This window comes from Tundrisphaera lichenicola (assembly GCF_051175385.1).
GTDB lineage: Bacteria > Planctomycetota > Planctomycetia > Isosphaerales > Isosphaeraceae > Tundrisphaera > Tundrisphaera lichenicola.
Map to the genome: position 1 here is coordinate 1,448,641 of NZ_CP195106.1, position 24,534 is coordinate 1,473,174.

The 24,534-nt window shown below is 63.5% G+C and carries 18 protein-coding genes, 1 tRNA gene and 2 pseudogenes; 15 read left to right on the plus strand and 6 right to left on the minus strand.

What is annotated here, in order from left to right; genetic code table 11:
• Positions 1-364: 364 nt before the first annotated feature.
• The 9 genes and pseudogenes from P12x_RS05690 to P12x_RS05730 form a co-directional block, all read left to right on the plus strand.
• On the plus strand, positions 365-1,159 hold the full coding sequence (locus P12x_RS05690) for a hypothetical protein (RefSeq protein WP_435009925.1): 795 nt from the start codon (positions 365-367) through the stop codon (positions 1,157-1,159).
• Positions 1,160-1,278: 119 nt separating this feature from the next.
• Positions 1,279-1,467 (plus strand): hypothetical protein, encoded by a 189-nt coding sequence (locus P12x_RS05695; protein ID WP_435009926.1) that lies wholly within the window; start codon positions 1,279-1,281, stop codon positions 1,465-1,467.
• Positions 1,464-1,718 carry a helix-turn-helix transcriptional regulator gene (locus tag P12x_RS05700; protein WP_435009927.1) on the plus strand — a complete coding sequence of 85 codons (255 nt, stop codon included), beginning with the start codon at positions 1,464-1,466 and terminating at the stop codon, positions 1,716-1,718. The genes P12x_RS05695 and P12x_RS05700 overlap by 4 nt, the downstream gene beginning before the upstream one ends.
• A complete protein-coding gene (locus P12x_RS05705) occupies positions 1,715-2,959 on the plus strand; it encodes an AAA family ATPase (RefSeq protein ID WP_435009928.1) in 1,245 nt (414 codons plus the stop codon). The genes P12x_RS05700 and P12x_RS05705 overlap by 4 nt, the downstream gene beginning before the upstream one ends.
• Before the next feature lie 67 nt (positions 2,960-3,026).
• A pseudogene (locus P12x_RS05710) lies at positions 3,027-3,359 on the plus strand (CHC2 zinc finger domain-containing protein); the annotation flags it as partial.
• A 111-nt stretch (positions 3,360-3,470) separates the two neighbouring features.
• Positions 3,471-4,256 carry a toprim domain-containing protein gene (locus P12x_RS05715; protein ID WP_435011765.1) on the plus strand — a complete coding sequence of 262 codons (786 nt, stop codon included), beginning with the start codon at positions 3,471-3,473 and terminating at the stop codon, positions 4,254-4,256.
• Between the two features lie 102 nt (positions 4,257-4,358).
• The gene (locus P12x_RS05720; protein WP_435009929.1) at positions 4,359-4,838 is read left to right on the plus strand and encodes a hypothetical protein; all 480 of its coding nucleotides are present in this window, start codon (positions 4,359-4,361) and stop codon (positions 4,836-4,838) included.
• Complete coding sequence (locus P12x_RS05725) at positions 4,835-6,118, plus strand: IS701 family transposase (protein WP_435009930.1); 1,284 nt, start codon at positions 4,835-4,837, stop codon at positions 6,116-6,118. Before P12x_RS05720 ends, P12x_RS05725 begins: the two co-directional genes overlap by 4 nt.
• Positions 6,119-6,346: 228 nt before the next feature.
• Positions 6,347-6,850, plus strand: a pseudogene (locus tag P12x_RS05730) (tyrosine-type recombinase/integrase); the annotation flags it as partial.
• Positions 6,851-7,152: 302 nt separating this feature from the next.
• On the opposite strand, the gene P12x_RS05735 reads toward P12x_RS05730, so the two are convergent.
• The 6 genes from P12x_RS05735 to cimA form a co-directional block, all read right to left on the minus strand.
• A tRNA-Ser gene (locus P12x_RS05735) sits at positions 7,153-7,239 on the minus strand.
• 19 nt (positions 7,240-7,258) lie between these two features.
• Complete coding sequence (locus tag P12x_RS05740) at positions 7,259-7,642, minus strand: bifunctional nuclease family protein (RefSeq protein WP_435011635.1); 384 nt, start codon at positions 7,640-7,642, stop codon at positions 7,259-7,261.
• 152 nt (positions 7,643-7,794) lie between these two features.
• Positions 7,795-10,641 (minus strand): valine--tRNA ligase, encoded by a 2,847-nt coding sequence (locus tag P12x_RS05745; protein ID WP_435009931.1) that lies wholly within the window; start codon positions 10,639-10,641, stop codon positions 7,795-7,797.
• Between the two features lie 86 nt (positions 10,642-10,727).
• Complete coding sequence (locus P12x_RS05750; RefSeq protein WP_435009932.1) at positions 10,728-11,102, minus strand: hypothetical protein; 375 nt, start codon at positions 11,100-11,102, stop codon at positions 10,728-10,730.
• A 436-nt stretch (positions 11,103-11,538) separates the two neighbouring features.
• A complete protein-coding gene (locus P12x_RS05755) occupies positions 11,539-11,886 on the minus strand; it encodes a hypothetical protein (RefSeq protein WP_435009933.1) in 348 nt (115 codons plus the stop codon).
• 4 nt (positions 11,887-11,890) lie between these two features.
• Positions 11,891-13,489, minus strand: a complete 1,599-nt coding sequence (gene cimA, locus P12x_RS05760) for a citramalate synthase (RefSeq protein WP_435009934.1) — start codon at positions 13,487-13,489, stop codon at positions 11,891-11,893.
• A 486-nt stretch (positions 13,490-13,975) separates the two neighbouring features.
• On the opposite strand from cimA, the gene P12x_RS05765 reads away from it, so the two are divergent.
• From P12x_RS05765 to P12x_RS05790, 6 genes are all read left to right on the plus strand, one after another.
• Positions 13,976-14,407: a BlaI/MecI/CopY family transcriptional regulator gene (locus P12x_RS05765; protein ID WP_435009935.1), complete on the plus strand. Its 432-nt coding sequence runs from the start codon at positions 13,976-13,978 to the stop codon at positions 14,405-14,407.
• Between the two features lie 51 nt (positions 14,408-14,458).
• Positions 14,459-15,964: a M56 family metallopeptidase gene (locus P12x_RS05770; protein ID WP_435009936.1), complete on the plus strand. Its 1,506-nt coding sequence runs from the start codon at positions 14,459-14,461 to the stop codon at positions 15,962-15,964.
• Positions 15,965-16,690: 726 nt separating this feature from the next.
• Positions 16,691-20,581 carry a hypothetical protein gene (locus P12x_RS05775; RefSeq protein ID WP_435009937.1) on the plus strand — a complete coding sequence of 1,297 codons (3,891 nt, stop codon included), beginning with the start codon at positions 16,691-16,693 and terminating at the stop codon, positions 20,579-20,581.
• A gap of 393 nt (positions 20,582-20,974) precedes the next feature.
• A complete protein-coding gene (locus tag P12x_RS05780; RefSeq protein WP_435009938.1) occupies positions 20,975-21,904 on the plus strand; it encodes an NAD-dependent epimerase/dehydratase family protein in 930 nt (309 codons plus the stop codon).
• Positions 21,905-22,122: 218 nt separating this feature from the next.
• On the plus strand, positions 22,123-23,085 hold the full coding sequence (locus tag P12x_RS05785) for an NAD-dependent epimerase/dehydratase family protein (RefSeq protein ID WP_435009939.1): 963 nt from the start codon (positions 22,123-22,125) through the stop codon (positions 23,083-23,085).
• On the plus strand, positions 23,082-24,473 hold the full coding sequence (locus P12x_RS05790; RefSeq protein WP_435009940.1) for a glycosyltransferase family 4 protein: 1,392 nt from the start codon (positions 23,082-23,084) through the stop codon (positions 24,471-24,473). Before P12x_RS05785 ends, P12x_RS05790 begins: the two co-directional genes overlap by 4 nt.
• Positions 24,474-24,534 lie beyond the last annotated feature (61 nt).

A 24,534-nucleotide genomic window follows, 5' to 3' on the forward strand; every position in this document is an offset into this window, starting at 1 on the left:
CGGTGGGATTCGGGAGGGTAGTGGGGACTAACTAGGTGAACGGTTACCCCGAATTTAACCGATGAGTACAACCGTTCACGCTCAATCTTCAGACTTTCAGGACCTGTATGTGTCCCCGATCCGAAATATAGCTATGGTTGCTCGGGCTCATGGCCGTCGGCTGAAGACCCACCCCCCGACTGCATCAAGCGGGGGGTGGGCCGATCCGATAGTGAGATGACGATAGTCATTGCAGGATGGCCGGCCGATTACCTGCTATTAGATCCCAATAGACGAGCATGCCACTGTCGCGTCAAGTTACCGGGGTCGCCTTCGGTATTAGGGGAAAAATGTGGGAAGTGGACCAACCGAGCCGGGTCGTAGCTTGGCCATGTTCCTTCGGATGTATCGCTTTGGTACTACCTGGCCACCCTCAGCGGACGTGATCCGGTTAGTTGCCGAAGCATATTCCATCCCCCGCGATCAAGCGGAAATGCGAATCGCCGCCAATGAGCAACTCCGGGCCGCCATTGAGGAATACATCGGCCAAGAGATCGGCGACGAGCCGAGCATCCGGAAACTGTTCCATCGGCTGAGCGTCGATTTTGGCCTCTCAACGATCGAGGTGGATAGGCTCCATCCGATGCTGCTCAACGTCCTGCTGACGAATTTCCAACGCTGGAGGCAGGCAACCGGCGAGGAAAAGCAGGATGTGCTCCATCATGTGGCGAAGTTCGCCGACAAGCGTGATTGGGACCAGTTCGATTCCAACTCGGTTGACGCTTTCCTGAAGGCCCTGAAACGCTTCCCCCAGCCTGCGCCAGAGCGGAACGGGTTGGCCGAAGGCGAAGGCGAAGGCGAGGCGAGCCCGACCAGAGCTACGATAGACGACTCCGAATTGTCGAAACCTGGGGCTCCTCCGCCTGCTGAGTTGGCCGAACTCTTGAGGAAGCAACGTCCCAAGGCCGTCATCCAGATTCGGTTCCTGGAGTTCATGGCGGAGCGGGAGTGGGCCTTGGTCATTGATATCGCCCATGATGTCCACGGCGACAAGGAGACTTCCGACCAAGCTGTTCGCGCTAACGTCTCCAAGATCAATCGATTTCTCGAAGGCGAGGGGTTTGACACACGCTTTCGGGTGGGCGGTGGCCGAGTGTATCGGGAGAAATCCCAGGCTTGAAGGTTAGGGCCTTGCGGTCACGGAGAAGTCACGGAGAAGTCACTCTGCAGTCACGCTGCAGTCACTGCCTCCGAGCATAGTTCCCTCAGAGCGGCCAATAACTCGCTCGGGAGGTAACCATGTCCGAACAGTCGAAGCTGATCCCGTCTCCGCCCGTCGTCCGCGAACGATTGGCCCGAAATGTTCGCGAAGCCCGATTGCTCCGTGCCCTCCTCCGCCTGGCTATCAAGGCAAACCAGGAGCAATGCCACTTTCGAGACCTCGGGGCTAACACGACTGCCCGCCGGTCGGAAAGGGGTGGCCAATGAGCCGTCACCCGAAACAAGGCCCCGTAGCGGAATCGGGAGACCGATCCGTAAGGGGCATCCTCGATTCGCACCTCGCGGGTCGATTGACGCTCCGCCTGGATGAACTGGCCAAGGCGATCGGGGTCAGTCGCCGAACCATCGAGCGCGAGCGATCCGCCGGGCGGTTCCCGGCCCCCGACATCAAGGTCGGTAAGGCCCCGCTATGGAAACCCGAGACGATTCTCAAATGGATCGACGGGGGTGGCCGATGAGGCTCAACGACCTGGACGCCTGGGTAATCGCCCGCGTCGTGGCCGACATGCCGGTCAATGGCGAAATGCAAGCCGTATCCGCCATGTTCCAGACCATAGCCGCCCATCTGCTCACCCTGCCTGCCGAAGCCCGGCAGTTCGCCTTGGATGGCTTCTTACTCTACCCAGGGATTGACCGGGATGCGGCGTACCTGGCGATCGACTCGACCGACCCCTCGGGCCCTCCGCCCGAGGTGGCCGGGAAGCTGACCAGGCCGGCGAACCTGGCCGATCTGCGCAGGATGATGAGCGGCTCTCAATGGGTCTGGGAGGGATGGATACCGGCATCCCGGATCTCGGGAATCGCCGCTTTCGAGGGGGTGGGGAAGACCCGGCTCGCGATGGACCTGGCTCGACGGATCTGGTTCGCCCTCCCATGGCCGGATGGACAACCTCCTTCATTCCCCGCGAACACACCAACCCTGTGGATCTGCTCCGACGGGCAGCAAGACGATCTGGCTGGCATCGCCACCGCGTGCGGCCTGCCCGACGAGTCCATCTGCTTCAACGCCATGCCCGACGACCCCTATGGAGGGAATGACTTGGACGACTCCGGATGCCTGGCCCGGCTGGAGGAGTTCATCGTCCAGGTCAGACCCGGCCTTGTGTTTGTCGATAGCTTGACCTACGCCACGGACAAGGACCTATGCCAGGCGAACCAGGTCCAAGCATTGATGACCCCGCTCCGGGACATCGCCCAGCGTACTCAGACAACCATCTTTCCCCTTTTGCACGTCGCGAAGGACGGTCAGGCGCTTGGGAGGAGGATCAAGGGGATCACTCGGACTATTCTCCAGCTCGAATGCCCGGACCCAAATCGATCGAATAGATTGAGGCTCAGCGTCTCCAAGTCGTTTGCGGTTAAGCCTCCTGCTTTAGGGGTGACGATGGACGACATGGGCAACCACTACGACTCCAACCCGCCAAACCAGGCCGAGCCAGGCAGGGTTGGCCGTCCTCCCGGCGAACGCGAAAAGGCCGAAAGATTCCTCCGAGAAACCCTGACCCGCCAGAACGATCGCATCGGTAACGAACTGGCAAAGGAGTGGGAATCGACGGGTGGCTCCGGCAAGACGTTCTGGCGTGCCGCGAAGGACATGGAAGGTACCGGGGACCTGATTAGCGACGGGGGTTCGGGCACCCAGAAGCAGAAGATGTTGCATCTCAACTCGGCCCATCCCGAGCCCGACGAGCCTACGTGATCTGGGACAGAACACTCAGTCCCCTAGGGTTCTGTCGTTTTGTCCCGTTTCGGGACAGAAGGCCGGAATGGACAGAATTCAATTCTGGGATATTGTCCGGACAGCGGAGGAACTGACTGTGAGCACATCCACGAAGGCTGGCCGCAGGGTTGACTGGAAGGCCGAGCGAGGTCGAATTGACCTGGCTTCCGTCGCGACCCGCCTGCTTGGTCCCGCCCCGGGCCGCTTAGGTGAAAAAGGGAGACGGCTGTGGTGGCCGTGCCCATTCCACGACGATCGTAATCCCTCGTTTTCCATTGAGCCCGACAAACCTTGGTGGAGGTGTTTCGGGTGTGGGGCGAGCGGCGACGCGGCCACGCTTGTGGGACGCATAGAGGGGGTAAGCTTTCCAGAGGCGGTGGCCTCGCTCCTCTGTGTGAACGAATCACCCTCTCGTGGGACGATGATCCGCCCGAGCCCACTTCCTAGACAACAAGCGGAGTGCACACAGAAGGATCCTAAAGGTCTGTTCTTGGCCGACGCTTTGACCCTCGTGGAGGATGCCGAGAACCGATTGTGGACGACCTCCGAGGGTGAGGTGGCGCTGAACTACCTAACCGGTACAAGGTATCTGGACTCCGAGACGATCCGGGCCGCTCGTCTGGGCTGGACGCCTGGCGTCCGGCTCGCCGCGAAGGGCGGCCGAACCTACACCGCTCGTGGTGTGGTCATCCCGTGGTTTGATGGCGATCGATTGGCCCTGGTCAAACTCCGCCAGCCCGAGGGGGCGAGGCCGAAGTACGCCGAAGCCTACAGAGATCGACCATCTCTCTACCCTGGAAGTCAGGCTATTTTCGCCGGCCGCCCCCTGGTCGTTGCGGAGGGCGAGTTTGACGCGCTGCTGCTCGTCCAGGAACTGAACGAATTAGCCGGAGTGGTGACCCTGGGTAGCGCCTCCGGACGGCTTGAGTCCCGCACCCGAGCCATGCTGCGATCTGCCGCTCCTTGGTACATCGGCACCGATGCCGACGACGCAGGTGACAAGGCGGCCGAGGCTTGGCCTCGTCCCCGATCCCGGCGTGCTCGTCCCCCCGGCCCCTTCAACGACTGGACCGAGGCGCGCCATGGTGGGGTGGACCTCCGCCGATGGTGGGCAAGTCGCCTGGCGGGGATCGGGTCCCCGCCAGCATTCTCCTGGCCCGATCTAGCCGCCCTGCGATGGGGCTCAGATGAGCATGATCCCGAACCGGGCATCATCATCGACCGGCCCAATCCGGATCTCCGAATGGCAGCCCTAGCTTCCCTGAGGGTTGGGTAGGAACCCGCGGTTGTGTCGAACTCAATCCACGACAGATTGCGCCAGTAAAGGTCAGTATGCGACAATGGGTCCGTGAGAGTCCGAGCCAAGAAGGAAAAACCGATGGCATCGTTTCGCAAGATCGGCCGAAACTGGTCCTACCGATACATCGACGGCGAAGGCAAGCAACGCGAGCGTAAGGGGTGTCCCGACCGGCGCCAGACGGAGGCGATGGCCGCCGCAGCCGAGGCTGAGGCCGAGAACATCCGGCGAGGCTACGTCGACCCCAAGGCCCGAGGCTACCGGGAACACGAGGCCCGAGATGTGGCCGATCATCTGGCCGATTGGCACGCGTACTTGATCGACAAGGGATCGACCGAGACGCACGCCACCTTGAGCCGTAACCGGGCCGCTCGGCTCGTCGACCTCGGGCGGATCCGAAAGCTCTCCGATCTGATCCCGTCTCGTGTCCAGGCCGCCATCAAGGCCGTTCGTGATGGGGGCGCTTCTCTCCGATCGATCCACCATTACACGAGGGTCATTAATACTACTCCGTTATCTGATACGAACGGAACGCCTGGCCGGTTCGTATGCAGGGTATGAATCGCACCTATACCCCCGAACTCGCACCCGAAGTCCTCGAACGGCTCGACGCCTACGCCGCCCGTTTCCGCGACGACTTCAACCGGCCCCGACAGGCCCAATACTCCGGCGTCTACCTCCAGGGACTGATCCTCGACGGCGACCGCAAGAGCATCGAGCCGCTCTCGCGCAAGGTCACCCTCCCGACCGGCCTGGTCGTCGCCGACCTCGACCAGGCCCTCCAGCAGTTCATCGGCCAGAGCACCTGGGACGAGATGGCCGTCTGGAAGCGTTATCGCTCCGTCATGGCCGAGTCTTTCGCTTCTCCGGCCGGCATCTTCGTCATTGACGATACGAGCTTCCCCAAGCAGGGCAAGCTCTCCGTCGGTGTGCAGCGTCAGTACTGCGGGGCTCAAGGCAAGAAGGCTAACTGCCAGGTCGCACCCTCGGTTCATTACGTCGCCCCGAAGGGCCATTACCCGCTGGCGATGCGGCTCTACCTGCCCGAGGCCTGGCTCGATGACTCCAAGCGGCTCGACAAGGCGGGCGTGCCCCGGGAGCAACGACGAGCACTGACGAAGGGCCAGATCGCCCTGGAGCTTCTCGATCTGGTTCGGGCCGAGGGGTTGCCCGGCCGGCTCGTGGTGGCCGATGCCGGCTACGGCGTCTCCGGGCTCTTCCGAGAGGGGTTGGCCGAGCGCGGCCTGTCCTACATCGTGGGCGTGACCGACGAGATGGTGGTCTTCACCGAGGAGCCGTCGTGGGAGGTCCCCGGGCCGGCGATCCGACCGCCGGGGTCCGGCGGGCGGCCGCGACGGCGATCACGACTGAAGGCCGGCACCCCGAAGCCGGTGAGCCTGCGAGAGTTGGCCGCCTCGACACCGCTGCGGAAGGTGACCTGGCGCGAGGGGACCAAGGGGAAGCTGTCGGGCCGCTTCGCCTGGCTTCGGGTCTGGCCCGGCGGGGGCTGGGCCACCGGCGAGTGCGCCGGGGCCGAGCCGGTCTGGCTGCTGATCGAGGAGCAGGCCGACGGCAAGATCAAGTACGCCCTCTCGAACCTGCCGGGCCGAACCAGCCGGATCAAGGCGGTCCGGCTCTGGAAGAGCCGCTGGCCGGTGGAGCAAGGTTATCAGCAGATGAAGGAAGAACTCGGATTGGACCATCACGAGGGGCGTTCCTGGCGTGGCTTTCATCATCACGCCTGCCTGGTGATGCTGTCCTTCGGGTTCCTGGCGTTGGAGCGAGAACGCGAGGAACGAGACCCGGCCCGGCCGGGAAAAAGGGGGGGACCCGCCCGGTGATCACGGTGCCGGCGATCCGCCGTGCCTTGCAGAGGCTGCTGGCCCCGATCTGTCGGCACAATTGCCCCTATTGCAAGGATCGCTCATTGCAATTGCCGTTGATATTAACGGAGTAGTATTAAAGGCTTCTCAAAGTGGCTCAGGCGAGACGGGCGATTACGAGATGACATCCTGGCCCACCTGACCAGCCCGAACCCCGATGCCGACCGACGCCATGAGCGGCGCGCTCTGACCCCCGAGGAGCAATCACGACTGATCCGGGCCGCGGAGTTCGGCCCCGTGGTCCTGAAGACGACCGGGCCCGATCGAGCCGCCCTGTATCGCTTGGCTCTCGGAACTGGTTTCCGAGCGAACGAATTGCGATCCTTGACCCCTGAGGCGTTCCACCTCAGCGATCACCCGCCCACAATCACGGTGGCTGCCGCCTACTCGAAACGCCGCCGGGATGACATCCAGCCGATCCGCTCCGATTTGGCCGAGGTCCTCCGCCCCTGGCTCGAGTCGAAGGCAGACGGAAAGCCGGTGTTCGGCAACCTGACTCGGAACACGAACGTCATCATCCAGGCCGACCTCAAGTCCGCCGGGATCCCCTATCGTGACGGATCTGACCGGGTCGCCGACTTCCACGCCCTCCGCCACTCATTCGTGACGGCCCTGGCCACGAGCAACGCCCCGGTCAAGCTGATCCAGTCGCTCGCCCGGCACTCGACCCCGACCCTAACGCTTGGGGTGTACGCCCATGTCGGTCTCTTCGATCAGTCGGCTGCCCTGGACGCCCTACCGGGTCCGATCCCGGCTTCGCCCCAAGAAGTTGCCGCGACACTAGCCGCAACCGGGACGGATGGACCTGTGAGCAAACATCCAACCCTATATTACCCCTACGGAGGGGACGGAAGGGGACGGATCGTGTCGGATGGTGACGAGATGACCGACATGACATCCCGAAGAGTCGAGCCGGCTTGCAGCGAGTCCGAAACCATTGAAGAGCAAAGGTTTGACGCAACAAGTCGGGGCCTGTCGGCCCCGGTCGGAAGCGGAGGGGGAGGGATTCGAACCCCCGGGACCCTTGCGGGCCCTACGGTTTTCAAGACCGTCCCAATCGGCCACTCTGGCACCCCTCCGGTTTCGATGGGTCGGCTTCTACTGGCCGACCTCGTTGAGGACTTCCTCGGCCACGTAGATCGGCACGTCGACCGTGACGGCGACGGCGATGGCGTCGCTGGGCCGGGAGTCCACCTCGATCAATTCTCCCTGATGGCGGATCCTCAGCTTGGCGAAGTAGGTATGGTCGCGAAGCTCGCTGATGAAGATGTCCTGGAGTTCCCCGTTGAGGAGTTCGATCGTGCTGGCCAGGAGGTCGTGCGTGAGCGGGCGAGGGGCAAGGACCCCCTTGATCCTCCGGTCGATGCTGGTCGCCTCGAAAATCCCGATCACGATCGGGAAGGTCCGCTCGCCATCCACTTCTTTCAGGAAGATGATCTGCTGCTCGTTATTCTCACTGATGATGATCCTCGTGAGTTCCATCTGCACGGCCACGTCGGTCGCCCCTTTCGCGCCGGAGTCGGCCCGTCCGCCGCGCCGGCCCTGACTCTCTGCGTGTTCGCTGGTCGATCGAACACGATCGATGATAAAGCCCTCCCGGCGAAGCGTCAACTTGCGGGCCAAGCCGGATCGTTTCATCCCGAGATCGTACCGGTCTGATCCCCGCCCATCAAAGACCGGATGGCCGCCTGGAGGGCCTGGATCTGGGCGACGAGTTCGGATTCCTTGGACTTCTGCTGCTCGACGACCTCGGCCGGTGCCCGGCTCAGGAACCCCTCGTTCCCGAGCTTGCCACGGACCGCTCCGAGTTGTCGGGTGGCGTCGGCTTCCGACTTCCGGAGTCGGGCCAGTTCGGCCTCCTTGTCGATCAGGCCCTCCATCGGCAGGAGGATTTCGGCGTCGGGGAGCACGGTCGATGCGGCGTCCGGGGGCCGCTCGGCATGCTCGGCGATCGTGATCGACTCCGCGTTGGTGAACGACTTGAGGAACGCCTCCCCCTGCTTGAGGATCGCGACGACGGCGGCGTCGGCCAGGATGATCGGGCGGACCTTGGCCTTCTCGGGGACATTCCGCTCGGCCCGGAGGTTCCGGAGGGCCGCGATCTTCTCCTGCCACTGGGCGACGATCGACTCGGCCTCGGGGTCGTGCCAGGCTTCGGGATAGCTCGGCCAGGGGGCGATGCAGACGCTCTCGGCGGCGGGCTGGGGCTCGGGAAGTCCTCGGGATGGCGCGACTTCTCCGAGGGCCTGCCAGATCGACTCGGTCAGGAACGGGACGATCGGGTGGAGGAGCCGGCAGAGCCCGTCGAGGACCGAGGCCAGGACGCGCTGGGCGACCGGCTTGGTGGACGGGTCGCGGAGCCTCCCCTTGAGGAACTCGACGTACCAGTCGCAGACGTCGTTCCAGGTGAAGTCGCGGAGCCGCTTGGTCGACTCGGCGAATCGGAATGCTTCGAGGTCGGCCGTCACCTCGGCGGTCGTCTTCGCCAGTAGGCTGAGGATCCACCGATCCTCGACGGTCAGGTCCTCGCGAGCGACGGGGGCGGGCTCGTACCCTTGCAGGTTCATCAGGGCGAACCTTGAGGCGTTCCAGACCTTGTTGGGGAAGGTCCGCGCCTGCTCGAACCGCTCGGAGGTGTTGACCTCCCGGCCGTCGGGGAGCTTGGACTTCTCGACCGGGATCCGGATGTCCTGAGTCTCGGTGGCCAGCATGGCCAGGGAGAACCGGAGGGTGTCGGCGCCGTAGAGGTCGATGATGTCGACGGGGTCGATCCCGTTGCCGGCCGACTTCGACATCCGCTTGCCGTTGCCGTCCTGGATGACCGGGTGGATATAGACGTCCTTGAACGGGACATCATGCCGGTTGAACTGGCCGAAGATTACCATCCGGGCGACCCAGAGGGTGATGATGTCGCGGGCCGTGGAGAGGACGCTGGTCGGGTAATACTTCTTGAGTTCGGGAGTCTCCTCGGGCCAGCCGAGGGTCGAGTGGGGCCAGAGGGCCGAGGAGAACCAGGTGTCGAGGACGTCGGGGTCCTGGACCCAGCCGTCTCGCTCCAGGCCCTGCACGATATTCGTCTCCCGCTCGGGGTCGACGACACAGGCGTAAGCGACTTCCGCTTCAATCTTGTAGGCGACGACATCCTTGGTGTCGGGATCATGGTCGGAACCGGTCTTCATGTCACGGAGTCGCGAGAGATTTTCGCCGTGATGATCCAACCGCCAGACAGGAATCCGGTGCCCCCACCAGAGCTGCCGGCTGATGCACCAGTCGCGCTTCTCGCCGAGCCAGTCGAGGTAGCTCTTGGCGTAGCGTTCGGGGTGGATGGCGACCTGGCCGGCGGTCACGGCATCCATCGCGTGCTGGGCCAGCTCGTCCATCCGCACGAACCACTGATCCGAGAGATAGGGCTCGATCGGCGTCTTGCTCCGGTCGGAGAGCCCAACCCGGTTGGCGTGAGGCTCGACCTTGACGAGCAGACCGCCGGCCTCCAGGTCGGCGACGACTCGCTTGCGGACCTCGCGACGGTCGAGGTTCGCATAAGCTCCGGCGTTCTCGTTATAGGTCCCGTCGGGGTTCAGGAGGTTGATCATCTCCAGGTTGTTGCGGAGCCCGCAGGCGTAGTCGTTCGGGTCGTGGGCGGGGGTAACCTTGACGCACCCGGTCCCGAACTTGGGGTCGACGAGGATCCCGTCGCCGATGATCGGGATCAGGCGATTGGTCAGGGGCAGCGCGATCGACTGGCCGATCAGGTGCTTGTATCGCTCGTCCGAGGGGTGGACGGCGACGGCGGTATCCCCCAGCATCGTCTCGGGCCGGGTCGTCGCGACGAGCAGGGATTCGTCCGAATCGGCGACCGGATAGCGGATCGTCCAGAGCTGTCCGGCGGTGTCCTGATACTCGATCTCGTCGTCGGCCACTGCGGTCCGGAGGTGGGCGTCCCAGTTGACCAGGCGCTTCCCTCGGAAGATCTTGTCGTCCTGGAACAGGCGGAAGAACGTGGTCCGGACGGCTCGGGCACACATCTCATCGAGGGTGAACCGGGTCCGGTCCCAGTCGCACGAGCAGCCCATCAGGCGGAGTTGGCCGAGGATCCGCTTCTCGTATTCGTCCTTCCAGGCCCAGATCCGCCGGACCAGCTCGTCGCGGCCGATGTCGTGGCGGGTCTTGTTCTCTTCCTTCCGGAGCCGGGTCTCGACCACCGCCTGGGTGGCGATCCCCGCGTGATCGGTGCCCGGCATCCAGAGGGCGTCGAACCCCTGCATGCGTCGCCAACGGATCAGGATGTCCTGAATCGTATTGTTCAGCGCATGCCCGAGGTGCAGAGCCCCGGTGACGTTGGGCGGCGGGATAACGATGGTGAAGGGGGGCTTATCGCTGGCCGGGTCGGCATGAAAATACCCCTTTTCGAGCCAGAACCCGTACCAACGGTCCTGGGCTTCCTTGGGGTCATATTGCTTGGGGAGTTCGGCGGTGCTCATGCGTGGTCCGAGATGTTGAAGGCAACGGCGTTCGATTCAAAAATCGTCAGAATGACCGATTGAGGGCGAATCGATAAGGAAGCGTTTCAGCTATTCGAGATCATCCAGACGCCCAAGTATGCCAGGATCAGACAAAAGAGGAACGAAACCGAGCCGCGAATCATGTGTCCGTTCCAGAACGACCGACCGCCGACGAGGTAGACGACAGAAGCGATTGTGGCCATCAACCATTGAATCAGTAGAGATCGGTAGCTCTCGATCGTCATAATTTTCCGCCAGCCATCCTGGTTCAAGGCAAGGCCCAGGTCGACGGACAATACCAGTGCTGCCAACGATATCCAGAATCCCAGAAACCAACATGTCGAGGCCAGGCCGACGAGAAGGAAAGAACGTTTCGTTCTTGCTGTAGGTGTTACGCAAACCGCCTCGGGAGCTCGATACGGATTCTCTTCATCGATCATGAGAGAATCCTTCTTAGCCCCTTAAAAAGATGGTCTCCACAATGGGTTCGTTTCGCGATCGTACGATGGCTTGGTTCTGGCGGTTGAGCCGTAGGGCAGGGCTTGCCCTGCCGATGGTCTCCGCAATGGGTTCGTTTCGCGATCTCGGAATGGGTTCGTTTCGCGATCGTACGATGGCCTCGTTCTGAATGCTGACTCGGCAGGGCAAGCCCTGCCCTACGGGAGGTCGCCTCATCCAGGTCGACGTAAGAATGGGTTCGTTCCCACCTTGGCGCAATGGGTTCGTTCCCACCCGGATCATGGGTTCGTTCGGTCGCGGGATGGAGGGTTCGTTCGGTCATCTCGGTCACGCCGCTTCCCATCGTCGCCGTCGGTTCGAGGAGCTTTCAGCATACTATCAGGAATCGGCGGGTTCACTCCGCATGCGATCCGGCGGTTACAGGAAAAAGAAGAGCAGGCACGCCAGGACTTCCGAGCCGATCGCGACCAGGACGTGAGTCTTGCCCTGGCGGCCTCGGACCCCGAAGAACTGCCAGCCGGCGGTCATCCAGGCCACGGTGGAGGCGGTCGATAACACGATCATGAGCAGGAGCAGCCGTCCGGGCAGCGTCGAGAGGATATTCCGCCAACCATCGTCCAGGCAGGCATCCACCAGCAGGTAGAGAATCACCCCCGGGACCGGCAAGGCCAGGTGGGTCCCGATCAGCCAGCAGGTGATCGCCGCCGCCATCATCCCGATCGGGCGTTTCCTCTTCGGGGATGGCTCGGCGGCTTGATCTTCCACGACTTCAGGCCCGAGCCCCGGCCAGCTTGACCCTCGACTCGGCCCGGGAATCCTTGGCGAGCTTGTGGTCGAAGGCGTCCACCAAGGCCATCCAACTGGCCTCGATCATGTTCTCGGAGACCCCCACGGTCCCCCAGACGTCCTCGCCGTCCTGGCTCTCGACCACCACGCGGACCCTCGCGGCCGTCCCGGCCCGGTCGTTGATGACGCGGACCTTGAAGTCGACGAGCCTCATCTCCTTGAGTCGGGGGAAGTGGGGTTCGAGGGCCTTCCGCAAGGCCAGGTCGAGCGCGTTGACCGGGCCGTCCCCCTCGCCGACGGTGTGCTCGGTCGCCGATCCCACCCGGAGCTTGACGGTGGCCTCGGTGATCGGGCCTTCCTCGGGCTCCCCGACCACGCTGACCCGGTAGCCCAGCCGCTCGAACCGGGGCTGGTGGCGACCGGCTAGCTTCTCGACCAGGAGGACGAACGAGGCCTCGGCCGCCTCGAACTGGTAGCCCTCGTTTTCGAGATCCTGGACCCGGTCGAGGACCTTGGTGAGCAGCGCCGAATCCTGTTCGAGCCCGTGCTCGCCCAGCTTCTCGGCGATGTTGGATTTTCCCGAGAGCTCGCTGACGAGGACGCGCCGCTCATTGCCGACGAGGGTGGGGTCGATGTGCTCGTAGCTGCTGGCGTTCTTGCGGACCCCGTGGACGTGCATCCCCCCCTTGTGGGCGAAGGCGCTGGAGCCGACGAAGGGCTGGCCGGTCCGGAAGTTCATGTTGGCCGTTTCGTACACGAACCGCGAGACCTCGGTCAGGTGGGCCAGGCTCCCGGGCTTGAGCAGCTCATACCCCCGGTACTTGAGCCCGAGGTTGGCCGCGACGGCGACGAGGTCTACGTTCCCGCAACGCTCTCCGATCCCGTTGATGGTCCCCTGGACCTGCGTGGCCCCCTCGCGGATCGCGGCCAGGGTGTTGGCCACGGCCAACTCGCCGTCGTTGTGGGTGTGGATCCCGACGGGGACCGAGACGGCACGGGTGACCTGCCGGACGGCCTCGGCGACCTCCTCGGGGAGCGCCCCGCCGTTGGTGTCGCAGAGGGCCAGCCAGTGGGCCCCGGCGGCGACGGCGGCCTGGAGGGTCTTGAGTGCGTATTCGGGATTCCGCTTGAATCCATCGAAGAAGTGCTCGGCGTCGTAGACGACCTCGGAGACCTTGCTGGCGCAGAAGGCGACCGAGTCGGCGATCATCCGACAATTCTCCTCGAGCGACACGCCCAGGACCTCGGTGACCTGGAAATCCCAGCTCTTGCCGACGATCGTGATGACCGGGGCACCCGAGGCGACCAGGGCCTTCATCCCGGTATCGTCCTCGGCGGCGATGTCCTTCCGGCGGGTCATCCCGAAGGCGGTAATCTTGGCGTGCGAGAGCCCCAGGTCGCGGACCGCGCGAAAGTAAGCTTCATCCTTGGGGTTCGAGAGGGGATATCCCCCTTCGATGTAGTCGACCCCGAGTTCGTCGAGCCGCTCGGTGATTCGCAGCTTGTCCTGGAGCGAGAAGTTCACCCCCTCGCCCTGGCTCCCGTCGCGTAAGGTCGTGTCGTAGATCGCGATCCGCGTCATGGCCGGTTGTCCCTTCGATGCCCCCCCGGGGCCGCTCGCCGCTCGCCCTTGAGAGCCCTTGCAATCGTATCCCAACCATCATAATAAGAAATTCGAGTTCGGGCGAGTCTCAGACACGATCGCCGACGATCGGTTCGGGATGTCGATCGACTCGTGCCGTTCGTCGATCGGATCTCCTAGCAGAGGAGGGCTCGGTGACTTCGTGGTATGGTTCGGCAGCTAATCGCTTGGATTTTGGGGGAAACTCCCGACCGCCTCAGGCGCGGTGCTTCCCCTCGAGCCTGGAGGACTTCCTGGTAGAAATCATGGTTCGTTCATCCACGATGCCTGGCAATCCGATTGATTTGTCATTTCTCAAACACCGGGACCGGGGTTGATCGATATTTGCCAATCGGCTTGTCGGAATTCGGGGAGACCATGTTGCCAAGTGGCCGGTTGGGCGTTACCTTACGTCAACGAGGTTTGTCGTTTTCAGGGAGACGTACGGTGCGAAAAGTCCAGATGGTGACGGACCGCGAGCTCGAGATTCTCAAGGTCCTCTGGGTTCGCGGCAAGGCCAGCGTCAGGGAAGTTCAGGACGACCTGAACAAGTCGGCCGGTCCGGTCGCCTACAGCACGGTCCAGACGCTCCTGAACATCATGGAAGATAAGAAGGGGCTGGTCCGCCACGTCGTCGAAGGTCGGACTTTCATCTACATCCCCAAGAAGTCTTCCGATCGGACGATCCGCGAACTGACCAAACGGTTCGTCGACCGGGTCTTCGATGGGGCGATCGACCGGATGATGGTGGCCCTGCTCGATACCAAGCCGCCCAGCGCCGCCGAGTTCGACCGGCTCCGGGCCATGATCGACGAGGCGCAGCGGCAATCCGACGAACAGGCCGAGGGGGGGGCATTGCCGACGGTCGAGGCCGATTGATCGGGGACTGTGGCGTGGAACCGGGCCGCTCTCGATTCGGGAACCCACCGGATGCCGGAGATCGTCGACCATTGGGGGGCCGCGCTCCTGGATGCGGCCCTGGCGGCGACCGCCTTATCGGGTGTGGTCGTCCTGGCGATGGTCCAATGTCGACAACCCAGCCGGCGACGGGTCTGGGCTCGGGCTGGGCTGGTCTCGATCCTCTTTCTTCTCCCTCTCGTCGCCTTCAATCCCCTGGAACGTATCGACTTGCATCGTCCGCTCCGGTCGATCCTGTGGGACGATCACGACGATCGTAACACCGTCGCACGCCAACCAACCCAGGACCTGGGCGGGAACCCCCGCCGAGATAACCACCACGCGAGGCGGAATCCCAAGTCCAACCGCTCTCGGAAGGGGATCGAGGCCCAGACTTCTCCGAGTCCGGCCCATCGTATCGTTCGCGTTCTCGTCCTCATCTACCTGGCGGGGCTGGGCCTCGGGGCCGGATATCTCGGCCTGGGGATCTGGGGGACCTGGCTCCTGATCCGTCGCTCCTCCGGACCTTCCGAGGGGGCACTGGGCCTGTACGCCGGGATCAATTCGCTCTCGAAGATGCCCCGGCCGAGGCTCCGGGTCTCCTCCAGGGTGGGACGACCGGTCCTTCTGGGGGTCGCTCGACCGGCGATCCTGATCCCGCCCGAACTGGACCGACCGGAGGCCGCCGAGCGACTCGCGATGAGCCTGATGCATGAGCTGGCCCACGCCCAGGATTGCGACCCTTTCTTTAGCCTGGTCGCCAATTTAGCTCAAGCGGTCTGGTTCTTCCTCCCGCCGGTCTGGTGGATCCGAGATCAGATGCGTCTCGATCAGGAATTCCTGGCCGATCAGCGAGCGGTCGAGTCTTTCGGGACCTCAAGCCAGTATGCCTCGTCGCTGGTCGGTCTGGCCTGGTCGGGGCTCCCCGAGCGGTCCTTTCCGCACGCGAATCGAGGAGGCCCGGCGGACCCCACGACGGGTTCTTCGCTCACCCAGCGCGTCCTGATGTTGCTCCGATGCCCGTTCGCGATCGAACGGCAGGCCCCACTCTGGTGGCGATTCGCCGCCGCCCTGTCGCTCGGGCTGGCCACGCTCGGGGCCTCCAGCCTGACCATCCGAGGACTTGTCGAATGGTCGTCATCCGACCGGTCATCGAGGGCCGAGGTATCTCGATCATTCCAGCTCGCCCGATTGGACGTCGGCCCGCTCCGCGGGAATGATCCTCCCTTCAATCTCCGATTCCGGCTGCCCGATCGATTCCGCTTGACGCTCGAGATCATGGCCGAACCGTCGGATCTCCCCTCGATCGAGCTGCTGGGGCACCGCCTCGGATCTCCCCTCGATGGTCGGATGCTCGCGGAGCCACAGCCCGCCTGGCACCGGGTCCAGATTCTCCGCTCGGGCGACTCCGAAGAGGTCGAAGTGGACGGGAATTCCGTGATCGACCCCGCCAATTTCGCCAAACTACACGCCTGGTTGACGATCCGACCGGCGCCCGGGCGGGTCATCCGGATCCGGAACCTCGAACTCGCCTGGTAGGCCGGGTCATCATCGAGGGAATCTCATCGATCCGGATGCTTGTTTCGAACAATTCGTTCTATTGTATAGATAAGAGTGTGGTTTTCATCGGCCGGCCGTCCGATCGCCGGGGGAAGTTGAAGCATCGTTGATCGATCGGCGGACGACGTCGGCTCGTCCGCCTTCGCGGGTCGACCTCGGGTGATCCCCGCCGGATATCGTCGTCTTTCGCCCGAAAGTCGAACATGGTGAGTCTTTGGATAGTCGATCGGCCCTGAACCTCGCATGAGTCGATGCCGATGATATGCGATGGTTGCACTGACGCAATAATGGTGTGATTGATGCGTTGTTGATCCCGTCCGAAGGATCGAGGTCTAGCCTTCGTGTCTTCCCGCAAAATCGGCAAAACGAGCCGATAACACCCCTTCAGATCCCATACATGCAACACTGCAAGGGGGAATTGAGGTATTCGTGCTTCATTGGGGTAATGCTTATGCGGGATAATGTCTGCGTAAGCTTCGATGTCGTCTTCGGTGTAAGTGCCTGATCTCGTCGAATTATTGTGAAATATCGCCTGGAAATTTCAAAATCGAGCTAATTAATTTCGATTTCGCAACAGTGGGTTGACATTTCGTCGGGGTGGCCCTTAAATCGACTGCGATCCCCCCCGTTTCGCATGACCGATCTTGCTTGGATGACACTCCTGTCCCGATTTCGCAACTTCTGATCTCAGGGGACCATCAACTCATGTGGGATCTCGCGCAAGGCGGCCTCGCCAGGCCGTCCCGGCTGCGTCGCGCCACTCGATTCATCCCGGATTCGCCGGAAAGTCTCGAATCACGCAAGTTGCTGACCGCCGGGCCTCTCGGCCTCAACCTTAGCTCGATCGACTATGTTGATGTTTTCAAGGATCCGACCGGCAACTGGGGCTCGAACGACTCGACTTCCCTGACTCGCGACGCCGAGGGTTGGCCGACCGAGGACGCGAACATCCTCCTGCTCGACCAGCGGGTGAATCAGCCCTGGAACGGCCCCGATCCCAAGGCTTCTCCGCCCGACATCGGCGGCACGTATCACCTCTCATTCCACGGCCGGGCGACGGTCTCACCCCCGTCGTGGTTGAAGATCTTCACGGTCCAGAATCAGGTCTACGACGCCTCGACGAATGTGACGACGGCCGATGTGGCGGTCCAGCACAACGCCATGGCGTTCCTCCAGCTCTATTTCACGAGCACGGTCAACCCGCGGAGCCCGACGGGCGCCGGGGTGACCGACGTCCGCATGACCAAGCCCGGCTATGCGGCAAATACAACGCAGGTTTTCACCAACGAATATCTGAACGCTCTGAAGCCATTCGGCACGTTGCGTTACATGGACGTGATCGAGGCGAACAACTTCGGCCCGGTGACGAACAACTCGGGCCCGTTGGAGTGGTCGCAACGAAGGCTCCCTTCTGAGGCCACGCAGGGCGACCTCTCGAAAGGGCATCGTGGCCAGGCGTGGGAATATCTGGTTGCGCTGGCGAACGCCACGGAAACCGACATGTGGATTACCGTGCCTGGCCCGGCGACCGACGATTACGTGGCCAGGCTGGCCGACCTGATCAAGAACGGCGATACCGTGGACGGCGTGACCTACGCCGGCCTCAAGCCGGGTCTCAAGGTCTATCTCGAGTATTCGAACGAGGTCTGGGGCGGCATCTACAACCCCTACGCCTACAATCTGGCGGCCGCCGAGCAGGAGGTCGCGGCGAACGCGACGGCGGTCAATAACGACAACGTCAACGATCACGTGCTCTGGTCGCAGCGACGTTATCTCGAACGGACCATGGAAATCGGGAACATCTTCCGGGCCGCCTACGGCGGGGATGCCGACTACCAGACGGTCCGCCCGGTGCTCGGATGGCAGCCATACAACTGGCAATTCTACACGAAGATGTTCCCCTGGTTCCAGGCGACTTACGGGGCTCCGAGCAAGTCGTTCTACGGGATGGGTAACGCCATTTATTGGAAGGCGACCGATACTTCCTCGGTCGACTCGACGATCAATTCGCTGATCGCGAACGAGGCGGGCGTGATCTCCGCGATGAAGGCAGCCACGGCGATCGCCGATTATTACGGGCTGAAGAACGTCTCCTACGAGGGAGGGCCCGCCCTTTATGGGGCGGATGCTGCCTCGGCATCGATCGCGCTGGCGGCCTCGCGCGACCCACGGATGCAGGCGGTGGTCCGGCAACATTACCTCAACTGGTTCAATGCGGGTGGCGATGTCGCCAACTTCTACAGCGGCCCTTACGAGATCTGGTCGCCGAAGTACGGCCTCTTCCCGGTGGCCGAGCTCTCTCAGCGGGCGAATCCCGGCCTCTCGCCGAAGTATCGAGGGCTCCAGGATGTCGCCGCCGCGCTTCCGCTGACGCCGAATTCGGGCTTCTCGGTCTCGGCTACCGAGACTTCAAGCCTGTCGGTCACCTCGGATACCCTGGGCCAGTCATTCCTGAACAACAGGACCGGGCAGGACAACTACTGGTTGCTCAACGTCGCCACGGCGGGGACCTACGACCTTCGGATGTCCACCGGGGTGAACGTCGACTTTGCGGCGAGATACGTCTCGGGCGAGGTCGAGGTCCGACTCGCGAATCAGCAGTCCGTCGGGGTCTACAAGGTCTCCCAGGGCGACGTCTTCGGGCTCGGTTCGGTCGAGCTTCATGCCGGACTCAATGTCCTGGTGATCCACACCGTCCATGGTTCCTTCGACCCGTCGAACTCGTATAACTACCACTATCAGTTCATGCCGACCGGACTCTGGCTCATGCCGGTCGTCCGGACGTCTACCTTCGGATCCCCATCGACATCGGGGACCGGGACCTGGACCCCGCTGAGCAACCAGTCGGTCGCATCGGCCGGCAGCGGAAGCGCCACGGCCGTCTGGGAATTCCCGGTGACGCCCGGCACTTATCGCGTCTCTGCATCCTGGGTCGCCCAGTCGGACCGCTCCTCGGCCGCTCCGTATTCGATCTACGATGGTTCGAATTTCAGGGCCAGGCTACCGGTTAACCAGAAGCTGGCGCCTCAAGGCGTTTCGTCCGGCTCCACCACCTGGCAGGTCCTGGGTTCCGACGTCACCGTCCTGGGGAACACGCTGAAGATCCAGCTGACGAATGCCCCCGACGGTACGGTCTCGGCCCAATCGGTCCGGATCGAACGAATTATGTCGATCAACTCACCAGAGGTGATCAACGCCAACAACGACACGGAATTCGCCAGGGTGGGAACCTGGAATCGGGTGGGCGACTATTCCTACATCCCGGGGGCCTCGGGATGGGTCTCTCCCGCCGGCGACGGAAGCTCCTTCCTCACCTGGACCTTCACCGTGACTCCCGGAATTTACAAGGTCTCGACCCTCTGGCCAGGAGGCACCGGCTTCTCCACGGCGGCTCCCTATACGATCTCCGACGGTTCCAGCGTGGTCGCCAGCGTTGCGGTCAATCAAACGATCGCCTCGGCCGGTTATTCCTACGGGTCCGCGAACTATCAGGACCTCAGCGGATCGGTCCGGATCACCGGGAACAAGCTGGTGGTCCGACTCGCATCCTCCCCCACCGGCAAGGTGGAGGGGCAGGCGGTCCGGATCCAGAGATTGCCGGAGCCGACATCCACCTCCGGCCCCTCGCCGTCCCTCGCGGGCTTCGAGGCTCCGGCGGTGGGCGCCGGCAAGGTGGCCCGGCCTTCGGGCACGGCCTGGGCGTTCTCGGCGGGCCCATCGGGTTCGGGGAGCAATGCGTGCCTCTCGGGCAACGCTTCGCCGTATACCTCGGGCAATCCCTCGGCCCCCGAGGGGGTGCAGGTGGCGGTGATCCAGCGGAACGGTTCGATCTCGCAATCGGTCTCGGGCTGGTCGGCGGGTCGTTGCACGATCTCGTTCCTGGCGGCCGGCCGTGGGAACTATGGCGGGTTCAACGACATCCGTGTCCTGGTGGACGGTGTGTCGGTGGGTACGATCCTCCCGACGGGGAAGACTTACCAGCGATACACGACGGGTTCGTTTGCGGTGACGGCTGGGACGCACACGATCACGTTCCAGGGGCTGAACTCGAAGGGTGGTGACAACTCCACCTTCCTCGACGCCATCTCGATCGCGGTCGCTACCTCGGGCCCTTCGCCGTCCCTCGCGGGCTTCGAGGCTCCGGCGGTGGGCGCCGGCAAGGTGGCCCGGCCTTCGGGCACGGCCTGGGCGTTCTCGGCGGGCCCATCGGGTTCGGGGAGCAATGCGTGCCTCTCGGGCAACGCTTCGCCGTATACCTCGGGCAATCCCTCGGCCCCCGAGGGGGTGCAGGTGGCGGTGATCCAGCGGAACGGTTCGATCTCGCAATCGGTCTCGGGCTGGTCGGCGGGTCGTTGCACGATCTCGTTCCTGGCGGCCGGCCGTGGGAACTATGGCGGGTTCAACGACATCCGTGTCCTGGTGGACGGTGTGTCGGTGGGTACGATCCTCCCGACGGGGAAGACTTACCAGCGATACACGACGGGTTCGTTCGCGGTGACGGCGGGGGCGCACACGATCACGTTCCAGGGGCTGAACTCGAAGGGTGGTGACAACTCCACCTTCCTCGACGCCATCTCGATCGCGCAGGTTTCCTGAGCCGGAGTGGATGATCGGAGATCCGGACCTGAGGAACGAGTTGCTCGGTAAAGGATTTCAGGTTCACGATTTGGCTCCGACCGAAGGGGGGAGTCTCGGGCGAAATCTCCCGCCCGAGACTCCCTTCGCATGACGGATGAATCGAGAAAATCGTCGGAGGCTGGTCGGGGATCCGGGCGGATTTTCGACAGGATTTCCGGGTGGACGTGTCGGAGTCGGATTCCCGCGACGTCCCGATCGGCGAGCAGGCTCGCCCTCTCCCCTGGATTTGAATTTCTCGGAAGGCCACACGGACGGGGCCTGGCCCTCGATCCCGTCCGTCTTCGGCGTGATCCATGACCCAGAAACCGACGCCCCAGGCGCGTCGATAGATCCACCAAGGATGGGATTGCCATGAAGATTCTGGTCACCGGCGGCGCCGGGTATGTGGGCTCGACGCTGGTCCCGATGCTCCTGGAGCAGGGCCACCGGGTCCGGGTCTACGACTCGCTCAAGTTCGGCGGACATGGCCTGCTGCCCTGCTGCCAGAACCGCTCCTTCGAACTGGTCCGAGGGGACGTGACCGACGCCGACGGCTTCAAGAAGGCCCTGGACGGGATGGACGCCATCGTCCACCTGGCGGCCATCGTCGGCTATCCGGCCTGCAAGAAGGAGCCGCAGCTGGCCCAGGCCACCAACCTGGAGGGGACCCGGACCCTCCTGAATCTCCGGACGGCCGACCAGAAGGTCATCTTCGCCTCGACCGGAAGCGTCTACGGGTCGATCCCCAACTACATCTGCAACGAGAACTCGCCGGTCGGGCCGATCACCCTCTACGGAGAGACCAAGGCCGCCGCCGAGGAGATGATCCTGGCCGCCGGCAACAGCGTGGCCTACCGCTACGCCACCGCCTTCGGCGTCAGCAACCGGATGCGTCTCGACCTGATGCCTAACGACTTCACCTACCAGGCGGTGAAGAACAAGAACCTGATCGTCTACGAGGGCGGCTTCAAGCGGACCTTCGTCCACGTCCGCGACATGGCCCGCTCGATCATGTTCGCCCTCGACAAGTGGGACACCATGAAGGACGACGTGTACAACGTCGGCCACGAGTCGATGAACTTCACCAAGGAAGACGTCGCCCGGACCGTCCTGAAGCACGTCGATTACTACCTCCACTTCGCCGAGGTCGGCACCGACGCCGACAAGCGGAACTACGAGGTCTCCTACGAGAAGATCCGGGCCAAGGGCTTCGAAACCACCATCGACCTCGACCGAGGCGTCGCCGAGCTCGTCCGGGCCGCCAAGCTGATCGAGTTCCAGAACCCCTTCGCCAACGTCTGAGCTTCCGTAGGGTCCGCTCTCTGCGGACCGTTGGCTCTACGATGATCCCCCCGTAGGTCAGGGCTCGCCCTGCCGATCATGCGGGATTGGCAGGACAAGCCCTGTCCTACGGGGATCTGCCCATGATTTGCATGATGACGGTTCCGGACCCAGGAAGATCGGACGGCTCGACGTCGCTTGATCCTTCCCGAGCTATTTGACATCAAGAGGACCGCACGATGAAGGGATTCTGGTCGGACAAGAAAGTCACCGTCACCGGCGGGGCCGGGTTCCTGGGCCAACACCTGGTCAAGCGACTCCAGAGCTTCGGGGCCGAGGTCTACGTCCCCCGACAGCGGGACTACAACCTGACGACGCTGGATGCCTGCCTCCGGTGCGTCCTGGAACACCCTTGCGACGTCCTCTTTCACGCGGCGGCGTACTACGGCGGGATCGGGATCAACCAGACCGAACCGGCCACGCTCTACTACACGAATCTCGTCATGGGCGCGAATCTGATGGAGGCCGCCCGACTGGCCGACATCAAGAAGTTCGTCGCCATCGGCACCGCTTGCAGCTATCCCGGCTATCTGGAAGGCCACCTGAAGGAAGATGACCTCTGGGCCGGCCCTTGCCACGCCAGCGTGGTGAACTATGGCCTGACCAAGAAGATGATGGCGGTCCAGGCCCAGGCGTACAAGCGTCAGTACGGGCTCGACTCGATCCACCTGATCCTGACGAATCTGTACGGCCCGGGCGATTCGTACAATCCCGAGCGGTCGCACGTGGTCGCGGCCCTGGTCCGGAAGTGGGTCGAGGCCGACCTGAACAAGACCCCCTCGGTCGAGGTCTGGGGCACCGGCAAGCCGGTCCGCGAATTCATCTACGTCGAAGACTGCGCCGATGCGATCGTCCTGGCCGCCGAGAAGTACAACGACGCCGCCAAGCCCCTGAATATCGGGACCGGCATCGGCACCACGATCAAGGAACTGTCCGAGACCGTCCACGAGGTCAGCGGCTACAAGGGCAAGATGCACTGGAACGTGGACAAGCCCGACGGGGCCCCCGTGAAGGTCCTCGACGTGACCCGGATGAAGGAAGTCCTGGAAGGCTGGACCCCGCCGACCAAGCTCCGCGACGGCCTGGCCAAGACCGTGGCCTGGTACCGGGCCAACAAGGCCCAGGCGGACGCCAAGTGGTGAACACCCGACGGACGATCTGGCCAACAAAGCGGGCCACCGAGGGGCCCGGGTCGATCCCGGCTCCGATCGCGGAACGATCGACGCTTCGGGTCGACTCCGTCGTGACCACGAAGCCCCGGCGGCTCCTGTTCGTCAACCAGTATTACTGGCCCGATCACGCCTCCACCGCGCAGCACTTGACCGACCTCGCCGAGCATCTGGCCGGCCGAGGGCACGACGTCCACGTCCTCTGCTCGCGGGGGACCTACAAGCCGGGCGTGGAGCGGCCACCGACGTGCGAAGTCCGCAATGGCGTCACGATCCACCGGGTCCCCGCCACCTCGCTCGGCCGGAAAAGCACGCTCCACCGGATGGTCGACTACCTGAGCTTCTACGCTCGGGCGTTCTTGCTGGCGGTCTCGCTCCCGCGATTCGACGCCGTGGCCACGCTCACCACGCCGCCGATCATCGGCCTGGTCGGGACGATCCTGCGTCGCTTGAAGGGGTCCAGGCATCTCTACTGGAGCATGGATCTCCATCCCGACGCCAGCATCGCCCTGGGGCGGATGTCGCCGAAGCATCCGGTCGTCAAGTGGCTGGCCTGGCTGAGCGATGCCGTCTATCGGCAGGCCGATAAGGTGGTGGTCCTCGGTCCCTACATGGCCGATCGGATCGCCTCGAAGGGGGTCCGCCGCGATCGACTGGCGACCATCCCGGTCTGGAGTCGCCGCGACGAGATCTATCCCCTCCCGCGCGATGGGCATCCCCTCCGGGCCTCGCTGGGTCTGGCCGACAAGTTCGTGGCCATGTATTCCGGGAACCTCGGGCTGGCCCACAGCTTCACCGAGATGATCGAGGCCGCTCGCCGGCTCCGCGATCGATCGGATATCGTCTTCCTGTTCGTGGGCGATGGCCCGAGGATGGCCGAGGTCCGGCTCGCCAAGGAAGATGAGTCTCTGGATAACATCAAGATCCTCGACTACTTCCCTCGCGAGCAGCTCCACGCCTCGCTCTCGGTGGCCGACGTCCACCTGATCTCGATGCGGTCCGAGATGACCGGCGTGGTCGTCCCCGGGAAGCTCTACGGCGCGATGGCCTCGGGTCGTCCCACCTGCTTCGTCGGCCCGGCCCATTGCGAATCCGCCGACACGATCCGCAAGGCCGACTGCGGCCCGACCGTCCGGCTGGGCGACGCCCAAGGGCTGGTCGAGGCCCTCTGCTCGCTGGCCTCCGCCCCGGATGCCGCGGCCGAGATGGGCCGTCGAGGCCGCGCCGCGTTCCTCGACCATCATGAGAAGGACCATTGCTGCTCCGAGTGGGCCTTGATGATCGGCGATGTCCTGGCCGAGCCCTCGGCCTCGATCCCGGCCCGCTGGAGCGGCAAGGCCGAGGCTTCGCTGGCCCGCTGAAACGCCCGGCCGGCCTTCGCGGGGCCTGACCCTCCGAACCGACACCCCATCCGAGAATGAC

What these genes read in the sequence shown, in the direction of transcription:
- P12x_RS05695 (WP_435009926.1), top strand. Translation starts at nt 1,279, where the DNA reads ATGTCCGAACAGTCGAAGCTGATCCCGTCTCCGCCCGTCGTCCGCGAA.
- P12x_RS05700 (WP_435009927.1), top strand. Translation starts at nt 1,464, where the DNA reads ATGAGCCGTCACCCGAAACAAGGCCCCGTAGCGGAATCGGGAGACCGA.
- P12x_RS05705 (WP_435009928.1), top strand. Translation starts at nt 1,715, where the DNA reads ATGAGGCTCAACGACCTGGACGCCTGGGTAATCGCCCGCGTCGTGGCC.
- P12x_RS05720 (WP_435009929.1), top strand. Translation starts at nt 4,359, where the DNA reads ATGGCATCGTTTCGCAAGATCGGCCGAAACTGGTCCTACCGATACATC.
- P12x_RS05725 (WP_435009930.1), top strand. Translation starts at nt 4,835, where the DNA reads ATGAATCGCACCTATACCCCCGAACTCGCACCCGAAGTCCTCGAACGG.
- P12x_RS05740 (WP_435011635.1), bottom strand. Translation starts at nt 7,642, where the DNA reads ATGGAACTCACGAGGATCATCATCAGTGAGAATAACGAGCAGCAGATC.
- P12x_RS05745 (WP_435009931.1), bottom strand. Translation starts at nt 10,641, where the DNA reads ATGAGCACCGCCGAACTCCCCAAGCAATATGACCCCAAGGAAGCCCAG.
- P12x_RS05750 (WP_435009932.1), bottom strand. Translation starts at nt 11,102, where the DNA reads ATGATCGATGAAGAGAATCCGTATCGAGCTCCCGAGGCGGTTTGCGTA.
- cimA (WP_435009934.1), bottom strand. Translation starts at nt 13,489, where the DNA reads ATGACGCGGATCGCGATCTACGACACGACCTTACGCGACGGGAGCCAG.
- P12x_RS05770 (WP_435009936.1), top strand. Translation starts at nt 14,459, where the DNA reads ATGCCGGAGATCGTCGACCATTGGGGGGCCGCGCTCCTGGATGCGGCC.
- P12x_RS05775 (WP_435009937.1), top strand. Translation starts at nt 16,691, where the DNA reads ATGTGGGATCTCGCGCAAGGCGGCCTCGCCAGGCCGTCCCGGCTGCGT.
- P12x_RS05780 (WP_435009938.1), top strand. Translation starts at nt 20,975, where the DNA reads ATGAAGATTCTGGTCACCGGCGGCGCCGGGTATGTGGGCTCGACGCTG.
- P12x_RS05785 (WP_435009939.1), top strand. Translation starts at nt 22,123, where the DNA reads ATGAAGGGATTCTGGTCGGACAAGAAAGTCACCGTCACCGGCGGGGCC.